Here is an 18,507-nt window from a genome sequence, read left to right on the forward strand (position 1 = left end):
GGTGCCCCATTGGGGGCGCGTTGAGATAAGCCTCTTTTAGATAACTTTAGCAACTCGATAGACAGTTGCAACGTAAGCGCCCTTAAATCAGCATCTTTTAACCCAGCCTATACAGCTTCACACTAATACCTGTCTTTTTGAAAGGGGTATTGGTGATGACTTTACAGGAACGCCAGCAGTTCTGGCAGCAACACATTGGTGCCTGGCAAGCATCTGATTCATCCGGTGCGGCTTTTTGCAAGCAGCATGATTTGAATTACGCGCAGTTTAATTATTGGCGTAAAAAGCTCCAGGTAAATGAGGTTGTTGAAAAACCTGCAGGCTTTGCTCAAGTGACACAGTTAGCTGCTTCGCACAACCGCCTTCATGATGAGCTGGGCGTTCATTTACCCAGTGGCATAAGCTTTTCAGGGGTCAATGCAGGCAATTTGGATCTCGTCTTGGCACTGCTGAGGCAGCTGTAGTGAAAGTGCGCTATTTGCGGCCAGCCAAACAGATGCCAGAAATTTATCTGTACCGTGCGCCGGTGGATTTTAGGAAACAAACCAACGGTTTAGCGTTGCTGGTGGAACAAGAGCTGGGCCACAATCCGTTCAGCGGTGCGCTGTATGCCTTCACCAATCGCCAGCGCAACAAAATCAAATGCGTGATGTGGGAAGACAACGGTTTCGTCATGTATTACAAAGCGCTGGCCGAAGAGAAATTTAAGTGGCCCAAGCCTGCTGACGAGTTGCTGGCCTTAACAGGTGAGCAAATAAACTGGCTGTTAGATGGCTATGATATTAGTCTATTTAAGGGCCATAAAAAACTACAATACGACAGTCTTGGATAGCTTGATTTTATTGGGTTTTATCTGCTTTTACGGCTGTCTTTCAGAGTCGTTTTTGCTATAATTTGGGTATGAAGAAACAGCCTAAACTCCCCATTAAAACATCTGATTTAAGCAGTCTAAGTGCTGCTGAATTACGTTTGATGGTGGCTCAATTTCAAGCGGTTGTAGAAGAACAAAATGCCAGTTTGTTAGAGCATAAAAGCGAGCTCAAAGCAGCCCATCGTCGTATCGAACTACTGGAAGAAATGAACCGCCTGCTGAAAACGCAGAAGTTCAGTGCCAGCAGCGAAAAATCCAAGTTCCAGTTAAACCTCTTTGATGAAACTGAGCTTGAGGCTCAGCTTGATGAGCTGTTCGATACCTTGCCTGAAGCGTCTGATGAAAACGCAGAGCTGACTCAAGCACGTAAAGCTCGCCAAACACGTCAGCGTGGTTTCTCTGCAAATCTAGTACGTGAGCGCATCGAGCACACGCTAACTGAGTTAGAAAAAACCGGTGCCGACACAACCTTCTTCACCAAAGTAAAAGAAGAGCTACATTACATTCCGGCACAGCTGAAAGTGTTGGAGCATTGGCAAGAAAAAGCCGTTTTCACCTCCAAAGAAAGCATGCCAGAAGAACAGATGATTGCGGCGCAGCGCCCAGTACATCCTTTTGGTAAGTGCTCGGTGACCACTTCGCTGATTGCGCACGTAATTGTAGATAAATATCTGTATGGCATGCCGTTGTATCGCCAAGAAGGCAAGTTTAAAAACTTAGGCCACTTGATTCAGCGCAATAACATGGCGCAATGGTGCATGTGCTTTGCTGATGCAGCTAAACCTCTGCTACAGTTGATGCGCGAGGTGCAAAACAGCGGCAGCTATCTGCAAGCTGATGAAACCCGTCTGCAAGTGCTGAAAGAAGACGGAGAAACAGCACAGTCAGATAAATGGATGTGGGTGATCCGCGGCGGGCCGCCTAGCCAGCTTAGCGTACTCTTTGAATACGATCCTTCGCGTGCAGGCAGTGTGGCTGTGCGCCTGCTCGATGATTTTAAGGGTGTGCTGCAAGCCGATGGTTTTTCTGGCTATAGCGCAGTCTGCAAAGCCAACTCGATTACGCGCATTGGCTGCTGGGATCATGCTCGGCGTAAGTTTGTTGAAGCCGATAAAAGCGCTGATTCTAAAGCTAAAGCCAAGCAAGGCACAGTGAGTAAAGCTGATGTAGCGCTGGGCTATATCCGTAAACTCTATCGCGTAGAAAGCAACATCGCGGACAAAACCGACGAAGAGCGTTTAAAGGCGCGCCAAGAAATCAGCGTGCCGGTACTGAATGAGTTTAAGCTGTGGCTTGAGAAAAACGCTGCAAAAATCATGAAAGGCGGCGCTCTGAGAAAAGCCATCGACTACACCTTAAATCAATGGGAATACCTGATTGGCTATTGTGAGCGCGGCGACCTGATGATCAGCAATATCATGGCCGAAAACGCCATTCGTCCCTTCGCTATTGGCCGTAAAAATTGGCTATTCGCCGACACACGCAAAGGCGCCGAAGCCAGCGCCGCATGTTACTCATTAATCGAAACCGCCAAAGCCAACAACCTGGATCCGCAAGCCTACATTAAACATATTCTTGACCATGTTGCGACTGCTGACACCCTCGAGAAACTCGAAGCGCTACTGCCCTGGAATGTGAAACTGGGTTAGGCTGAGTAATCGTTTTGCAAGGGTGCTGATTTAAGGGCGCTTACGTTGCAACTCCACAATTCACTGCTTTGGCAATTTCTTCCTTAGTCATATTGCCAACTACTAGCAATTCTTTTATTCGTTTATGTTTAGCCTCATTTGCCTTCTTGCCTGTTGGTTTGTAACCCGAACGTGCCAGGCCCTGCTTAATACGTTCTATACGTTTCTCATTGTCTAGGCGGGCCATTGTTGCCAGAAGATCAATCAACATATTGTTGATGAGTTCCAAGATTGAATGAGTAATGCTGTCACTGGTTTGAAGGCACTGTTGCAAATAGTCGGTGGTGATAAACTTATCATCCCCTTTTGCTGATGGAGCTGCACATGAACCCATTCAAAGGCCGGCATTTTCAGCGTGACATCATTCTGTGGGCCGTACGCTGGTACTGCAAATACGGCATCAGTTACCGTGAGCTGCAGGAGATGCTGGCTGAACGCGGAGTGAATGTCGATCACTCCACGATTTACCGCTGGGTTCAGCGTTATGCGCCTGAAATGGAAAAACGGCTGCGCTGGTACTGGCGTAACCCTTCCGATCTTTGCCCGTGGCACATGGATGAAACCTACGTGAAGGTCAATGGCCGCTGGGCGTATCTGTACCGGGCCGTCGACAGCCGGGGCCGCACTGTCGATTTTTATCTCTCCTCCCGTCGTAACAGCAAAGCTGCATACCGGTTTCTGGGTAAAATCCTCAACAACGTGAAGAAGTGGCAGATCCCGCGATTCATCAACACGGATAAAGCGCCCGCCTATGGTCGCGCGCTTGCTCTGCTCAAACGCGAAGGCCGGTGCCCGTCTGACGTTGAACACCGACAGATTAAGTACCGGAACAACGTGATTGAATGCGATCATGGCAAACTGAAACGGATAATCGGCGCCACGCTGGGATTTAAATCCATGAAGACGGCTTACGCCACCATCAAAGGTATTGAGGTGATGCGTGCACTACGCAAAGGCCAGGCCTCAGCATTTTATTATGGTGATCCCCTGGGCGAAATGCGCCTGGTAAGCAGAGTTTTTGAAATGTAAGGCCTTTGAATAAGACAAAAGGCTGCCTCATCGCTAACTTTGCAACAGTGCCTTTAATTCCTACATTGATTGCAACTGACGTATATGGGGATGGTTGGGAAACATTTTCAGATAGCAATTTGTATGGTGATAATGCCACTTTATATTTTATACAGGAAGGTATGAAAGAACGTTTTGGGATTCGTAATGTTCCAAGCATTGTAACCGGTCATGGTAAGCAATTTATTGTTAATGAATATGCAGAAAGGAATTACTGATGAATAAAGTAAAATTGCTATTATCGTCTGCACTCCTGTTAACTTCATTGAGCTATGCAGAAAGTGTACAAAATAATAACACTGGTTCATTTACATGCAAAGATAATGAATTCTTAACAAAGGGTAAAATGTTTACTGATGTTTGCTGGAGTTGCATTTTCCCGATAAAAATATCCGGAGCTAACATTGGACCTAGCGGTGATATGCCAGATGATGCCGCTAAGGGCGTATTCTGCGCCTGTCCTGACGGATTAGGGGTTTATCACGCTGGGTTGTTAACCGGTGTGTGGGAACCTCGTAAAATCATGGAAGTTACGCGAGTTCCTGGTTGCTTCTCTACGATGGGCGGTTTGAAAATCAATGTAGGAAATAAATATAGTTACGGCACTCAGGTGTCAGATACCGGTCATGAGATAGATACGAACTCTGGTATTAGTTTCTATCACTATCACTATTACTCTGCACCACTGCTACGTATATTGGATCTGTGGTTGCCGAAAGGATGCCAACCAGATGCATACAGTGACTTTGATATAATCAGCTTTTCAGAGATTGATCCAACATGGCATAGCGCCACACTAGCCTTTTTCCAACATCCTGAATCTGTTGCGGTCGCAAATATAATTGCCCATCAAGCATGTACGATGGAATCCGTTGCTATTACTGGTGGAGGAAAGCCTATGAATAAGCTGTGGTGGTGCGCTGGATCATGGGGGGGGCAATATCCATTAACCGGTTCTACATCATCGAGAGACACGCCACGGACAACCAGCCTAACAGCCGCAAAATCATTGTCACTGGAACATCGCAGAGGGCTTGCACGTCTAACCGTAGGGCGAGAAGTGGCATGTAAACCTCGTGTTTATCCAACAATCCCCAAACAGCAGTATAAATTCAATATGGTCTATCCAACACCAGAAACCAAGAGCTCTCACGTTCTAGGTGAAACTCCGTACAAATGGCAAGGGGGCTCATTCAGATACCCTACGGGCTCAGGGCAAGAAAGTACGTATATGATTTTTCAATGGATGGACTGTTGCCGTATCATATTGTAATTAAGGTTATTCCCCCATGCACATGGGGGTTTGAGCGTACAAACTCGACACTAATAGTATGATGTGTGATAAACGATGATAAAATACAATCAATACCATTGATGTTTCGTTCGGAGTTATCATGTCATTTGAACTATCTTACCAGTACTTACGCTCAATAAAACACCTACTTTGTGATAGCAATAAAACAAAGCACTATCATGGCAAATGCCCTTTTTGCAAATCCATTATCGAAATTGCAGAGGTTTTCACATCACAAACCAAAGTTATGAATAATTTTATAGTTCCAGAATTAAATGAAAAAGGCATAATGATCGGTAAATGTCACAATTATAATTGTCGTTACTACTTTAAATTAGAGGTTTTTAATCCCGACCTATCATGTTTCAATTCTGGTGCAACAAAAAAAGACAATTACATATATGTTGACAACGAAACTAAAAAAATAGATGAATATGAATTTGTTAAATCAATGGAAGAAATTATAGATACTAACAACATATTTAAAAATAGAAATGATAACTATAATTTTGATAATCACCCATTATATATTTGTAACACTTGCGAGAGGAATTTAGAACCTATCGCGTATAGTGATTTGGAAATAAAATGGCATACGATATCAAAAAAATATTATAATTATATTAATTGGTCACTTGGTAAGGGAGGTTGCTCCCCAAAAAACATTGTTATTAACTTCCCAATAAATTGCCCTTGTGGTGACCAACATATTGCTAAATTTGTAAGTAGTTATCATGAAAACCCATATTTTGATAATCATGAATTTTCATTATTAGATATATATGGTTCTAAACCGTTAACAGAACATGTTTTTGCAGTTCATTCAAAAACTACAGTAATGAACTGGCTTTACAAATTAATTGCAAGATGGAATTTTTTATTCGATAAGATATATCTCATTTCTCCTTTTGTAAGTTATCAATTTGCTAAAAAAGACCAAAGGGTTGATACGTGGCTTGAAATAATAAATAGAACAGACCCATTAAAGACCTTAATATCCACTAAGGGTAAAGAGGTTAATAGCTTCAAAAATGCATATTCAGAAATCAATGAAATAAGCTATAAAGAATTAGTAAGCTATGGATTAGGTTCAAACTTAGTAGAATCCGTAAAGAAAAATAACAAATTTCATGCGAAAGTTTATTGCGGAATAAGTAATGGTGTTTGTGAAGTATTAAGTGGCTCTGTAAATCTAACAGAAGGTCCAACACCAGAAGTAATTAACTTCAATAGAATTTTTGATTCTAAAAAAGCATATGATATGTTTTTAAAACCACTGGGTATTGATGATATATCAAACGAGTTAAACACATTAAATACGAGGGATTACTCTTTATTTTTTGATGAAAAAAGAGATTTTTCTCCAATAGAATTTTATAAAGAAGATTATATCGATTATGTTATTAATAACATTATTCCTAAACCATTAGTTATATAAAATAAAAGATGATCATTAATCTGATCATCTTTTATAATTTAACTGAAAGTCAATTATTCATTTTCAATTTTTATATCTGATACTGACTTATCATCTGAGGTAACTTTCCGTGTGGAGTGCTCAGTTTCCAACCGCTTCATTGTTGCACCATGACGTATGATTGTACTAAACACCCCACGCATACGTTTGTCAGCAGTGTTTTGAGTTTCAAGGATCTCAGCCAATGGTACTAAAGAATAATGTCGGCAAACATCGAGATACTTAACTACAAGATCAAGAGTCTCTAAGCCAGTACACATTCTGGTTGCCAGATAAGTACGATTTTCAATCGTCATAGAGCGCGGTGTGGAATAGCTCAATAACTCATATTTAGTACCGCGTTCAGTCTCTACTTCAGATATGAGTTGTGCCAATGTCAGTTTAAAATTTTCTAAGTCTGAAAAATTGCTGTCAACTGCCTGACTCAGTGATTTTACGATAGCAGATGCACGATCACGCATAATTTTGTCTCGATGCATAAGACAGCGTTCAAGGCGCTGTTCCAACAAATAGGCGGCTTGGCTTGCTACAAAGAACCGTTGATGATAGGCATCAATCGCAATAGTGGTATCTAAATGCATTTGGTATTCAGACGACGGTACAGAAGTTACTTTTTTCCGTCTTGTTTTTCGTGTAGTTACTGAATCGAAAACTTCTTTATCCTGACTCATGTTTTCTCCAAAACCGGTTTCAAAGACCTTCATTATACGTACCAATAAAAAAGAACTTTTCATGATAGCAATAAAAGTTGTAATCAAAAAAGGGACTTGCATTCTTATTATTTTTGAAACAGAATGGTTCTGTTACAAGTGTCTGATTGACACTACATCTAGCTATGTTAACTCATAGTTCAATTCAGAGAGATCTCAATAATCCCTCTCTCCCCCGAAGTAGTTTTTACTACTAACGGTTTTAAACTCTCCAATAATACCCAAGTTTACGAAGGTAAATTATATGTTAATCATATCAATACTAGTGATTGGTGTGCTTGTTCACGCCTGCCTGAACTATAAATTCACGGTTGCATACGCTTCAATAATGTTTGCGCTTGTGTTTTTGTGGGATGGATCACTACCAAACGTAGAAAGTTTTAGCACTAAAAATCTGGTTTCGATTGCTATCAGTACAACTATCTTCATGATTATGTATCTAAATAAACGCAATAGAGATCAGCTTAATAGACGAAAGGCACATTTTCGCAATGCCGATGATGTGAACCTATATCCAAACGCTGAAGTTCCAACTTCACACGAGTTAATGATTGCACACGATTGTGAGCAAAAAGACGACTCAAGCAATAATTATCCGGAAATTTGCGCCTTAAATAGCGATAGATTGCATAGAAATGAAGTACAGCTTTCATCTTCTAACGACTGTCGAAAGGGCTCTCACAAAGAATACCACGGTATTTTACGTGATTTCGGAGTAGCGCACTACCAGTTCAAACCTCAAAACAGACGGTCCTATTACGTTCGTATTGATGAAGATATCATTTGGGGTTTAGGTCTGGCAGATGCAATTGCTAACTCAACGGTGCAGAAAGGTGATTTCATCACACTCAAAAAAGAGCGTGAAGAAGTTGTTGAATATGCCCGTATAATTGATGAGTCAGGAAACCGACTCGGTAGTGAGAAACTGGCAGCTCCCAAACGGAGATCTTTCTGGTTAATCACAACTGTTTAGCATCACGCTTAACAGTCAAGGCTTTTCTACGCCCTAATAAAATATAATCAATCATTGAATATACTTTATTCAAAAACTCTGAGCTCATAGTTTTAATTATGTGTCTCTTATTTAATAAATAGGTGAAAATATGTGTGAATTATCATTCTCAGGTAAAATAAATATTATTCGCTCGACTCAAGTAAAAGACAAAATAGTTTATGATGTCATGCTTGAAGATCAAAGTGCTTACTTTCATATAGTTTGTAAGGACCTCAAACTTGCAGAGATATTATCAAATGCTAAAAGCAATGATACGATATTTGCAAAGGGTGAAGTTAAATTAAAAGAATCTGTAATTAACAATATTGTTAAAGAAAGATTCTATATTCTTCCATTTATATTATCAATCAATGGCGTTAATACTTACCAAACAAAATCAGAGATTGAAATAGATGAGGAAGCAAGACAACAGCGCGTTAGAAGTTTAGAACGCATCAGAGAGTTAACGGATATATTAAACTTTAATAAATCCAGAAATTCGCTTGATGAATCAAATAAAAAATTGGAAGAAAATAAATATGATAATAATCAGCTTTTGTTAAAAAGCCAATTATTAAATTCATTAGATAGTAAAAAATCTATTTGAACTAATATTCATCAATTCCAATTCAAACAATAGCCGCTATATGCGGTTTTTTTGTTTCTTAAATAGGTATCTTATATATGTCATCATCGAATATAGTTCAAGGTAGCAAAGCTGTTTCTAACATAATCGCAAGTTTAAAACCGAAATTTACTGAGAACTCTCTTAGTGAAACATCGTATTTTAATGAAGCAATTTTTGCTAAGAATCAGATTGATAACAACAAAAAACTAATGGCGATTGCTATTAATAATCCCGCTAGTTTTAAAACTGCTTTTTTACAGCTTGCAACAACGTCACTAACGTTAGACCCTGCTCAAAAATTAGCATACTTAGTACCCAGAGATGAGCGTGTTATTCTTGATGTCTCGTATTTGGGTTTAATTAAAATGGCTATTGAAGCTCAAATGTGCAAAAACTTAATTATAGATTTAGTTTTTGAAAAAGATAAATTTGAGTTCAATGGCAGACGGACACCACCAACACATCACTATGACCCTTTTGCTGATGTTGGAAATATTCTTATAGACCAATTCGACAAAGGCTCAATCGGTGAAAGAGGTAATTTCAGGGGGGTGTATGTTGACTACCTTCTGCATGACGATACTCACTTGATTTACTTCATAACCAGACGTGATATTGCAAGCGCCCGTTTAAAATCTGCAAGTTGGCTGTATAGTCCTGATAAATCTCCGTGGTCGTTGTTTACTACACAGATGATCAGAAAAACTGCTATCAAATCCAGTATACACTTACTTCCTAACGCTAATCAGGCAATCATGCGAACAATTGATTATCTGAATACAGATGGGGGTGAGGGTTTTACTCAAAATCGTCCTGTTTCGCTCGAAACAACTACTTATGAAGCTGTACACGCATTTACCGACCAAGACTCAGCAGTAGTAACAGACTCGCCTAAAAACGTGTCTGAGGCTATTGTAGTTGATGTCATTCGTAATGGAGTGAAACGGCGGATTGACAAGCTGGTTGAACGGTGCAGCAAGACCAATGCATTTGAAAGTATGCTTGATGAAATCTCAAATAACTTTGAGTTTAATCCTGCTGAAATTGAATATGCAAAGGAGGAATTAATAGCAGAAAGAAAGAATGTATTTAATAAAATACTAACTAATGCAATCCAGAATAATAATTTTGAAGATGTTGATAATTTCATTTCAACTGTTTCAGGTTCAGATCAAGTGGCATTTATAAAAACACTTGAGCAAGTTAAATCTGATTTAGCTTGTTGCCGACAGTTATTCTCTGATTGCAAAAAACAAAGCGATATGACACCACTTATAAATAAGTTGTCTATTATCGAATTTAAACCGTTATCTGATTATATTTTGCTTACTATTGAGCGGAATTAATAGATATCAACCGGACCCGTAGTTTATCTACGGGTTTTGGATATTAATATGAATAATTTCGATATATATGATCTCATTCAAGGCTCTGATAAATGGTTAAGCTGGAGAAAAACGGGTGTAACAGCTACGTGTACCCCCACACTAAATCCCGAGGTTAAAAATGAGTTCAGCAATACTCCTTACAGCTTATATTTAGAATGGATCGGTGCTATTCCTCCAAAGGATTTGTCATGTATACGGCAAGTTGAAGTAGGGAAGCTATCCGAACAGTTCGCCCGACACTGGTTTGAGAATCAGTATGGGGAAATCAGTAGTCCATGTTGCGTGCGTAGTAGGAAATATCCGCACATGATAGCCTCACTTGATGGACTTATTGATAATAATGATGTTGTAGAGTTCAAAAATATATCCCCAAAAAATCACCGTATGTTATTAGAGGAAAAAGCAAAATCTTCAGTTTTCAACTATTACAAATGGCAGGTTTATCATCAAATGGTAGTTACTGGCAGCACATACGGGTACTTGGTATTCTGGTCTGCTAAAGAAACACCTATTGTCTTTAAATTAAAAATTAATGACAAAATAATAAATAAGGTTGTTACCATCACCAAAAGATTCTGGAATTGCGTTAATAACAAAACGCCTCCTGAATTTGATGTAAATAAGGATATAATTTATTTAAATAGTGATGATGTACTAAAAGAACGTAATATTAATCCTGATAATTTAATATCACGAACCAAAAAGTTAGTTGAATTACAATCTGCATTTCAATTAGCACAAAAACAATTGAATGAAGCTAAAGAAAAAGTAGCATCATTTGATGAACAGATAAGAAATGAAATAAAGGTTTTATCATCTGTATTAAAGTTACAACCTAATGCTCCCTTGAGGCTTGAAGGCTTTGGAATTCGATATTTAGAATCTCAAAGCGCTCCACGATTTTCTTGGAAGAAACTAAGAGAGAAATTGGGTATCAATGAAGAAGATCATCCTGATTGTTATGGTGAGTCGTCAATTAGAACATCAATAACAAGTTATGAATATCATTCTTCCAATTCAATATCATCCTCTGATAATTATCAAGATAACGATAATAATCAGAAAGGTGATTCAATAATAGATATATATAAATATTTATAATAACCCTGAGTTTTAATTCAGGTTTTAAGGATTATCAATGAATAATATCATTAATATGACAACTTATGCTGCATCCGAGGATCAAAAAAACTTTGGCGTTATTGATTTAACTCAAGATGAAAATGAAAAACTTCGTATGCTATTACGTGTTACAAACACCGAAAGAAAAGATTTATTAAACCAAGCAAATAGCATTGCTTTATTTGCTGAATTCTTGAGTGTTAAGTACAAAACAAATAAATGTTTGATTGGTGGAAAATCTTTTCTCATTCCTTTTATTACTAAAAGCATGAGAGATTTAGACATTGAAACTTACATGACCAACGTAAAACAAGTAACAACATTTGTGAATGGCGAGGTTTTAAAACGTCAACGTCATTGCGGTGTTATTAATTGTTCAATTTAACAAACTTAAACCTCAAATTAATTTGAATGTTTATTATTTAAATAGGTAAATATATGAACGCTGTAAATAACAGTTTTGATATTAAACGTAACACTCCGGTCGATATGGAATCTTTAGGTATTATTCTGCCTGAGAATTTAAAGGGCAAATATAGTATCAAGGGTTTTTCTAATGACCATCAATTTTCAGAGTATATCCCGAAATTTAATGAGAAGTATGTGTTTGAACCTTCACTCAGAAAGCATGTGTTAATGTGGTTTGATAACCCATTAGATACATCACTCTGGATTTCTGGACCTACTGGCTGTGGAAAATCGTCAATAGTTGAGCAAATTGCTGCTCGTATGAATTGGGGATTGATGAAAGTAACAGCCAGTCCTGATCTTGATATGAGTAGCTTACTCGGTAGTTTTCGGCTAAAAGTCGATAAATTAACGGGTGATCAAGAAACCGTCTTTCATGAAGGACCGCTAACCATCGCGTATAAGCATGGGTTGGTTTTTCTGATTGATGAGTATGACCAATTAGAACCTTCCGTAGCTAATTCCCTCAACGGGATCTTAGAGATGGGTTCTCTTGTCATTCCTGAAACAAATGAATGCATTCATCACCATGAAAACTTTAGATTTGCAGTAACTGCAAACAGTAATGGGACCGGTGATATGACAGGAAATTACAGTGGTGTAAAACCGCAGAATATAGCCAACCTCGATAGGTTTATGTTTGTTGAGGCTGACTATATGCCCGAAAAAGAAGAACGTAAGCTACTTGCTTCATTTTTGTCTGATCCTGAATCACATCAGTTACTGACGGATGGACTAATAAAGCTGGCTAACGATGTACGTAAAAGTACATCTGCGACAGTCACTAACTTCAGTAGTACCGCTATTTCAACTAGAAGCCTTGTGAATGTTGTTCGCCGTTTCGATTTTATGCTTCGTTCTAAACAACCACCGGTAGATATTCTGTTAGATGCATGGCAATTACATATCTCTAACAGAGCTCCTGAAGATGAAAAAATAGCATTGAACGATATGTTTAATGTTTATTTTAAATCTTAATTCAAATCTTATTTTTAATTTTAATTATTAATAAATCGACAAGGTAAATAGATTTATCTATTTGCCTTTTTTAAATATATAAATATGTAGGTGAATTTATGAGCCCAAACATTCTTGAAAACGTAGTAATTTTTTCTCTGGAAGGTATCCGTTTAACTACTGGAAGAAAAACACTTAAAGGTAAAGATATTAAGGTTATTAACACTGGAGATATAGTTCTGCCTCCCGAAACAATAGCCAGCCTCGGAACCAAAAAGGTTATTGACCCTGCAAAAATCAACAAAATGCGTACCTTTCGTACTGGTGCTGATGCAATCTGTTCAAAATATGGTGTTCCATTCTTGAACGGGTATGCAGTGCCGACTTCACTTGCAAGTCACGTAAGACAGCAGTTGAATGATTTAAAGGACCAATTCTATATATTCAAAAATGAGTTTTTATCCGCTATATCAACTGATTTTCTTTCATGGTTAGATAAAGAAGATGAAACTGTAAAAAAACTGTTTGAGTCCGAAGTGATTGACGTCAAGCGGTTAGATGAAAAGCTACAATTTGGTTTTTCTTCTTTCAATATTTCACCCTTTGGTGAAGGCGAGTCAGAAGAAAAAGTACAAAGCCTTAAAGAATCTGTCCTGCTTGATGTTGTTGATAGAATTTCTGAGTTACGGGAACGTGGCTCATACAATGCATCAAACATATCTCAAACTACACTCAATACGTTACGAGAAGTTGCAAGTAAGCTGAAAGGATTAGCTGTATTAAATCCAGATGCTGGCAGTTTAAGTGATTATTTGAGTAACTTTATTTCAACGTTGCCAAGCGTTGGGAGATTGTCTAATGACGAATCAATTGCCGTAACAACACTTTTTATTACGTTATCAGACATTAAAACTTTGAAGCAGTTAATAAACTCCACCAATGTGAACAATGTATCAGATGTGGAATTAACTGTTTTACCACAAACTACAAACAACATTGATGTATCAATTGCCATACCAACTTCAGTACCTGTAACGGGTAATACTGATAGTGATTTCATTGAAATTGTAGTCGATGAAGATGATCTTGCTGAACCAACAGAAAACGATTTAAACATTGTGAATGTCGCCGAAAACTCACAAACGGTTACAGTGCCGAATGTGAGTCAAGATGTTGTAGAAAATACGACACCAACTCCGACACCAATTGATGTTCAATCAGAACCTGAAGTAGTTTCTTCGGATCTACCTGCAAGTTCATCCTTTAGTGTTGAAGATGAAAATCAGGATGTTCCATTTTTCTACTAATAATATGGGAAACCAAACTAACGCCTGAATTTATTCAGGCGTTTTTATTTAAATAGGTATATATATGAAACAATTAAGAAGTGCAGCCTCATTAGCAATCGTTGCTAATGTATTGGCTGGCAAATTTGACATTTCAATTAAGTTTACTACTGATGAAGCGTATTGTGGTGTATCTGAAAGTGGTAAATATGAAATAGGGATTCCTTACACAACTGATACATCTTTCGGTAATATTTTGTTAGGTTTTTTACTTCATGAAATTGGACATGCCAAATTCACTGATTTTTCATTTGTTGCTCAAACAGGCAACAAATATATTAGTGTATTAGAAAACATTTGCGAAGATATCTGGATTGAATCAAAGTTAGAGCATGTTTATGGTGGTGCCAAGTATTACTTGGATGCCGTAAGACAACATGTTTTTACCGAAAAGCCTATTAACTCCGTTATTTCAATTGAGGAAAAAATTACGTTTTTCATCAACTACGTTTTACTGCATGGTAGAAGTAAATATAACGGAGTCGTTGTTAACAACATTAACGATCTAAAACTTCAATTCATTTCAATCTTTACCAAAACAATTTCTGACAAGGTTGATAGATTATTAGAAATGGTGCTTTTATCCACAACTACTGTCGATAATAATCTGATCGCAAAAAAATTATTCATTGTTCTAGCAACAGCCCTTCAACTCAAACCACAAGATACGTTACCTCCTTCTAATGGGAGCTCTGATAATTACGGTAACTCTGAGGGGAATGACTCTGACGGTTCTGGCAACTCTGACTGCTCTGGTATGGGTAAAACTTCAAATGGACCTAATGACGCCAATTTTTCAACCGAAACTGATATTGACGATTTAGATTCAGATCCAGAGAGTTTTAGCGATATTTTTAAGGATGTTTCATTCGATACTATAAATGCCAATGTTATTCAAGATATAACATCTACAATCTCGAATAAGGAACAACTTAAAAAGGATATGAGTTCCAAGGGAATAGTTAATGATTTTTTTAACGTTGCTATTATTAACACAGAGTGGAAGAAGAATTTTGATCAAGCCACTCAAACAATAACTTCTCTTGATATTAAAAGAAGTTTGACAACAGGAAGTAGATTACGCCGGTCATTTGAAAAATTAGTCCATGATAATACTACATCCACTTCACGGTTAAGGGAGCAAGGCGCAAGAATTAAATCTAGTAAATTAGCAGGTGTTAAAACGGGAAACACTAACATTTTTAAGACTAAAAATGTTATCCAAAGCCCAAATTGTGCTTGTTCTATTTTACTTGATACTAGTTCCTCAATGCATGAATACCACTTTGATACATCTCGTATTCGAGCTGCATTATCTTCCGTCATTGCAGTATTGGAAGGGTTAAATATCTCAGGTGTTTCAACCGCTTGCTATGCATTTCCGTTTTACGTTGAAGAATCCAATTCACTACTAGTACAAACGATGAAGCCAAGATACACACCGCTTCGCGCAAGTATTTCTCAAGGTGTTTTTACGCACAAAGGATGTTTAGGCTCTACTCCATTGGCTGAAAGTTTGATTCCCGTAATAAGCGAAATCGCTCTATCAAGGGAAAAGAAAAAGATGATTTTTATTATCACTGACGGGGAACCTAATGATGATAAAAAGACAAAAGAAATCATCAATTCAGCAACAATCGAAGGGATAGAAGTCTGTACCTTTGTATTGAACGAAGATGGTGCAAACGAAGCCTATTTCAAGGGGATATTTGGTAAAAATACAATATTTATCAATAATTTCAATGAAATTGAGCAATCCATACTTCAAATGTGTGCAAATTTAATAGTCACAGCACGATAGTAAAAGGTTACTTTTCGCGTTGTTACACAAAGTTTGTTTTCACTTACAACAACTATAAAGCCTCCTTCGTCGGGGGCTTTTTTTTGCTTGAAATTTATCACCCTAATACAAGAAAAAATAATTATTGCAATTATAAAATACAAATATTTTCCATGTAAAAAATGAATAAAAACAGTGTTTTCCTAATGCAAAACATTTTTATTAGGTCGCTGTCATCAAACATAAGTGAATTTCAATGAGAAAACATAAATATTTATCTATGGCTGTAATTGTAGCTATCTCATTTTCAGGAACAGGTTATTCTTTGGCAAATCAGGAGCCCAAGAAAGCATACGATGATTCTGAGCAGGTAATTGGTGGAAGTGTACAAGACTTGGAAAAAAAAGATGAAGGGTGGTTTTTCTATAATGAAAAGCAAGTCACGAAACCAAAGCCAATCATTCCAACTAAACCAAAACCAGATACACCAAAACCTAAGCCAGTTGAACCAAAACTAATACCAGCGCCAGCTCCTGCACCAGAGCCGAAATTTACTGTTAAATGGTATCGGGAAAACATTCAGAAGTTACGAGATGAGGCAATTGACAATCCGACTAAAGAGAATGTAAGGCGATACTATTACGTGCAACGGATCATGCTGGACAAAGCCAGCCGTTATGCAGATATGGCGAGACTGGTAACTACTACTGATCCTTTCATTGATGAAAACAATCGCCGATCCACATCCTCATTTGCGGCTATGGAGCAAACACGAGTAGCTGACGAAAATAGAGGACGTGTTTTGAATAGCATTTCAAGTAAAGCAGGTATCTTTTTCTTTTTTAAAGGAAAGGACTGTCCTTTATGTGAGAAGCAAGCCTTTGTTTTAAAAACATTTAGTCATGAAACTAGCATAAATGTAATTCCTATTTCTGTTGATGGTCTCCCTCTACCTCAAAATGAATTTAACAATATGAAAATTGATACCGGTCAAGCCAAAAAACTTGGAATTACTAATGTACCAGCGATTGCATTAGCCATACCCCCTAAAGATATCAGAATCATTTCATTTAGCGCTATCAGTAGTGATTCTCTGAAGGAACGCACTGTGTTGATTGCTAAAGATGCAAAACTAATTTCTGAACAAGATTACACAAGCACACTTCCCCTTAATCACAATGGATATATTGACAGCGACATAATCAAAGATATGCCAGACGATATTTTAAATGACCCAATTCTATTTGTTGAATATATCCAAAAACGATCTCAAGTTACAAAACCTTAAAAGGCTAATTTCGTAATGAAAAAGACATTATTAAGTTTGGTTGTTACAGCTCTTTTCGGATTTACTCCTATTAGTCAATCCGCTGATGTAAACGAGCAATTAAATAAGATGTTTGGCTCTATGTCGAACACAACCAGCGGTGGTTCTTATAAGAGTGTTACTCGCGAGGGGTACGTAGGAGGGGGCTTCGTGGTCCGTAATCAACTACGAACCCTTACACCCGTTAACGTAACGTTACCTAAAGCGTCTGGTGGGTGTGCCGGTATTGATTTCTTTGCAGGGTCATTCAGTTTCATTAACACGGAAGAATTTATTCAATTGCTCCGAAATATCGCGGCTAATTCTGTCGGTCTGGCATTTCAGTTGGCTATTAACGCTATGGATGCCGTACTGGGAGGGGAATTATCAAAACTACAATCCATCATACAAAAGCTGAATGAATACACCGCCAACTCATGTCAATTATCAAAAGGTTTAATGGTAGATATGGCAGGTGCAATTAGCGAAGAAATGAAAACGTCAGTGTCTGCACAGCTTTCGTCAAAAGGTATTCAGGATTCATTCAATAGCTATAAATCCGAGGTGTTAGGTAAACAACCGCCAATGATGGCAGCACAAAAAGCCGGTTTAACAAAACCGTGTACTCACTACGGTAATGTAATGTGGTGTTTATTAAGTAAAGGTGGATTTAATAGTGGATTTTTAAATTCTACTGACGAACAAAAAGAATTAGTTATGAGTTTGACTGGTATGGTTATTGTAAAAGAAGCCACACAATCTAATGACAAATCCACTCCCATATTGCACCAAACAATTGCCCCCATCCCTATTGAGGAAGTCTATGAACTGTTGATGAAAGGCTCAAAAGAAAAAGAAAATGTTCAAATCTATGGCTGTGGTACATCAAAAGACACCTGCATAGCTCCAGCACCGAAGAAAATTAAGGTTGATGGGCTTCAGACTCAATTCTTAGATATATTTGAAAAATATAACTATCTTCAAAAATATATAAGCAATGAGAAACCTGCTGAAAACATAAAGCAAAAAGTATTGTTTTTCAATGTTAATGGGGCTGTCACTAATGGTTACAAATTAATAGAAGGTCAAGATACTACTAGAGCAATGCACTATTACAGAAATATATCTGAAATAATTAGTTATGAAGCAGCCTTCGTATATTTAAACGATATGTTAACTGTCGCAGAAAGCAGTGCAGATAGAATTATAGAAAACAATGAGGAACCTATTTTTGCTCATATCAAAAAACAGCGTGAAATGATACGAGATGCAAAAGTAACCCTTCGACAAATACATGATGGTTACATTGTTAAGCATGGTGGTTTAGTCAGAATAAACGAAATATTTAATACATTCATGGTCGGTACGAAACCAATTCACGTTCCAGATGGTGTGAACGCCCAATAATCA

Annotated in this window: 18 protein-coding genes and 1 pseudogene; 17 read left to right on the plus strand and 2 right to left on the minus strand. The window is 37.8% G+C overall.

What is annotated here, in order from left to right:
- The first annotated feature begins 155 nt into the window (after positions 1-155).
- The 3 genes from tnpA (at position 156) to tnpC (ending at position 2,520) form a co-directional block, all read left to right on the plus strand.
- Positions 156-464, plus strand: a complete 309-nt coding sequence (tnpA, locus tag M1E93_RS20230) for an IS66 family insertion sequence element accessory protein TnpA (RefSeq protein WP_126616196.1) — start codon at positions 156-158, stop codon at positions 462-464.
- A complete protein-coding gene (tnpB, locus tag M1E93_RS20235) occupies positions 464-832 on the plus strand; it encodes an IS66 family insertion sequence element accessory protein TnpB (protein WP_126616199.1) in 369 nt (122 codons plus the stop codon). The genes tnpA and tnpB overlap by 1 nt, the downstream gene beginning before the upstream one ends.
- 68 nt (positions 833-900) lie before the next feature.
- Complete coding sequence (gene tnpC, locus M1E93_RS20240) at positions 901-2,520, plus strand: IS66 family transposase (RefSeq protein WP_126616202.1); 1,620 nt, start codon at positions 901-903, stop codon at positions 2,518-2,520.
- A gap of 40 nt (positions 2,521-2,560) precedes the next feature.
- Here tnpC and M1E93_RS20245 read toward each other — a convergent pair.
- Positions 2,561-2,827, minus strand: a pseudogene (locus M1E93_RS20245) (recombinase family protein); the annotation flags it as partial.
- A gap of 56 nt (positions 2,828-2,883) precedes the next feature.
- Here M1E93_RS20245 and M1E93_RS20250 point away from each other — a divergent pair.
- The 4 genes from M1E93_RS20250 to M1E93_RS20265 all read left to right on the plus strand — a co-directional run bounded on the left by M1E93_RS20250 (position 2,884) and on the right by M1E93_RS20265 (position 6,359).
- The gene (locus tag M1E93_RS20250; RefSeq protein WP_001067855.1) at positions 2,884-3,588 is read left to right on the plus strand and encodes an IS6-like element IS26 family transposase; all 705 of its coding nucleotides are present in this window, start codon (positions 2,884-2,886) and stop codon (positions 3,586-3,588) included.
- Between the two features lie 5 nt (positions 3,589-3,593).
- Positions 3,594-3,845 carry a hypothetical protein gene (locus tag M1E93_RS20255; RefSeq protein WP_426207309.1) on the plus strand — a complete coding sequence of 84 codons (252 nt, stop codon included), beginning with the start codon at positions 3,594-3,596 and terminating at the stop codon, positions 3,843-3,845.
- Positions 3,845-4,900 (plus strand): TraU family protein, encoded by a 1,056-nt coding sequence (locus tag M1E93_RS20260; protein ID WP_147675474.1) that lies wholly within the window; start codon positions 3,845-3,847, stop codon positions 4,898-4,900. The genes M1E93_RS20255 and M1E93_RS20260 overlap by 1 nt, the downstream gene beginning before the upstream one ends.
- Before the next feature lie 121 nt (positions 4,901-5,021).
- Positions 5,022-6,359, plus strand: a complete 1,338-nt coding sequence (locus M1E93_RS20265; RefSeq protein WP_159287635.1) for a hypothetical protein — start codon at positions 5,022-5,024, stop codon at positions 6,357-6,359.
- Between the two features lie 53 nt (positions 6,360-6,412).
- Here the strand turns inward: M1E93_RS20265 and M1E93_RS20270 are convergent, their stop codons facing one another.
- A complete protein-coding gene (locus tag M1E93_RS20270) occupies positions 6,413-7,069 on the minus strand; it encodes a hypothetical protein (protein ID WP_159287634.1) in 657 nt (218 codons plus the stop codon).
- Positions 7,070-7,352: 283 nt separating this feature from the next.
- On the opposite strand from M1E93_RS20270, the gene M1E93_RS20275 reads away from it, so the two are divergent.
- The 10 genes from M1E93_RS20275 (at position 7,353) to M1E93_RS20320 (ending at position 18,504) form a co-directional block, all read left to right on the plus strand.
- Complete coding sequence (locus M1E93_RS20275; protein WP_159287633.1) at positions 7,353-8,081, plus strand: hypothetical protein; 729 nt, start codon at positions 7,353-7,355, stop codon at positions 8,079-8,081.
- Between the two features lie 130 nt (positions 8,082-8,211).
- Positions 8,212-8,709 carry a hypothetical protein gene (locus M1E93_RS20280; RefSeq protein WP_159287632.1) on the plus strand — a complete coding sequence of 166 codons (498 nt, stop codon included), beginning with the start codon at positions 8,212-8,214 and terminating at the stop codon, positions 8,707-8,709.
- A gap of 77 nt (positions 8,710-8,786) precedes the next feature.
- Positions 8,787-10,076: a recombinase RecT gene (locus M1E93_RS20285; protein ID WP_159287631.1), complete on the plus strand. Its 1,290-nt coding sequence runs from the start codon at positions 8,787-8,789 to the stop codon at positions 10,074-10,076.
- A gap of 48 nt (positions 10,077-10,124) precedes the next feature.
- On the plus strand, positions 10,125-11,219 hold the full coding sequence (locus M1E93_RS20290; protein ID WP_159287630.1) for a lambda-exonuclease family protein: 1,095 nt from the start codon (positions 10,125-10,127) through the stop codon (positions 11,217-11,219).
- Between the two features lie 37 nt (positions 11,220-11,256).
- Positions 11,257-11,625 (plus strand): hypothetical protein, encoded by a 369-nt coding sequence (locus M1E93_RS20295; RefSeq protein WP_072070766.1) that lies wholly within the window; start codon positions 11,257-11,259, stop codon positions 11,623-11,625.
- 53 nt (positions 11,626-11,678) lie between these two features.
- Positions 11,679-12,686 (plus strand): AAA family ATPase, encoded by a 1,008-nt coding sequence (locus M1E93_RS20300; protein WP_023159922.1) that lies wholly within the window; start codon positions 11,679-11,681, stop codon positions 12,684-12,686.
- Positions 12,687-12,784: 98 nt separating this feature from the next.
- Positions 12,785-13,972 (plus strand): DUF3150 domain-containing protein, encoded by a 1,188-nt coding sequence (locus tag M1E93_RS20305; protein WP_159287629.1) that lies wholly within the window; start codon positions 12,785-12,787, stop codon positions 13,970-13,972.
- 64 nt (positions 13,973-14,036) lie between these two features.
- The gene (locus tag M1E93_RS20310) at positions 14,037-15,812 is read left to right on the plus strand and encodes a VWA domain-containing protein (RefSeq protein ID WP_159287628.1); all 1,776 of its coding nucleotides are present in this window, start codon (positions 14,037-14,039) and stop codon (positions 15,810-15,812) included.
- Positions 15,813-16,047: 235 nt separating this feature from the next.
- Positions 16,048-17,079, plus strand: a complete 1,032-nt coding sequence (traF, locus tag M1E93_RS20315) for a conjugal transfer protein TraF (RefSeq protein ID WP_159287627.1) — start codon at positions 16,048-16,050, stop codon at positions 17,077-17,079.
- 15 nt (positions 17,080-17,094) lie between these two features.
- A complete protein-coding gene (locus M1E93_RS20320) occupies positions 17,095-18,504 on the plus strand; it encodes a conjugal transfer protein TraH (protein ID WP_159287626.1) in 1,410 nt (469 codons plus the stop codon).
- Positions 18,505-18,507: the final 3 nt, after the last annotated feature.

Source organism: Providencia sp. PROV272 (assembly GCF_049901975.1).
GTDB classification, from domain to species: Bacteria; Pseudomonadota; Gammaproteobacteria; order Enterobacterales; family Enterobacteriaceae; genus Providencia; species Providencia stuartii.

Bases quoted from the DNA above. Each gene is read 5' to 3' on its own strand.
- tnpA (WP_126616196.1), top strand. From the start codon at position 156: ATGACTTTACAGGAACGCCAGCAGTTCTGGCAGCAACACATTGGTGCC.
- tnpC (WP_126616202.1), top strand. From the start codon at position 901: ATGAAGAAACAGCCTAAACTCCCCATTAAAACATCTGATTTAAGCAGT.
- M1E93_RS20250 (WP_001067855.1), top strand. From the start codon at position 2,884: ATGAACCCATTCAAAGGCCGGCATTTTCAGCGTGACATCATTCTGTGG.
- M1E93_RS20260 (WP_147675474.1), top strand. From the start codon at position 3,845: ATGAATAAAGTAAAATTGCTATTATCGTCTGCACTCCTGTTAACTTCA.
- M1E93_RS20265 (WP_159287635.1), top strand. From the start codon at position 5,022: ATGTCATTTGAACTATCTTACCAGTACTTACGCTCAATAAAACACCTA.
- M1E93_RS20270 (WP_159287634.1), bottom strand. From the start codon at position 7,069: ATGAGTCAGGATAAAGAAGTTTTCGATTCAGTAACTACACGAAAAACA.
- M1E93_RS20275 (WP_159287633.1), top strand. From the start codon at position 7,353: ATGTTAATCATATCAATACTAGTGATTGGTGTGCTTGTTCACGCCTGC.
- M1E93_RS20280 (WP_159287632.1), top strand. From the start codon at position 8,212: ATGTGTGAATTATCATTCTCAGGTAAAATAAATATTATTCGCTCGACT.
- M1E93_RS20285 (WP_159287631.1), top strand. From the start codon at position 8,787: ATGTCATCATCGAATATAGTTCAAGGTAGCAAAGCTGTTTCTAACATA.
- M1E93_RS20290 (WP_159287630.1), top strand. From the start codon at position 10,125: ATGAATAATTTCGATATATATGATCTCATTCAAGGCTCTGATAAATGG.
- M1E93_RS20295 (WP_072070766.1), top strand. From the start codon at position 11,257: ATGAATAATATCATTAATATGACAACTTATGCTGCATCCGAGGATCAA.
- M1E93_RS20300 (WP_023159922.1), top strand. From the start codon at position 11,679: ATGAACGCTGTAAATAACAGTTTTGATATTAAACGTAACACTCCGGTC.
- M1E93_RS20305 (WP_159287629.1), top strand. From the start codon at position 12,785: ATGAGCCCAAACATTCTTGAAAACGTAGTAATTTTTTCTCTGGAAGGT.
- M1E93_RS20310 (WP_159287628.1), top strand. From the start codon at position 14,037: ATGAAACAATTAAGAAGTGCAGCCTCATTAGCAATCGTTGCTAATGTA.
- traF (WP_159287627.1), top strand. From the start codon at position 16,048: ATGAGAAAACATAAATATTTATCTATGGCTGTAATTGTAGCTATCTCA.
- M1E93_RS20320 (WP_159287626.1), top strand. From the start codon at position 17,095: ATGAAAAAGACATTATTAAGTTTGGTTGTTACAGCTCTTTTCGGATTT.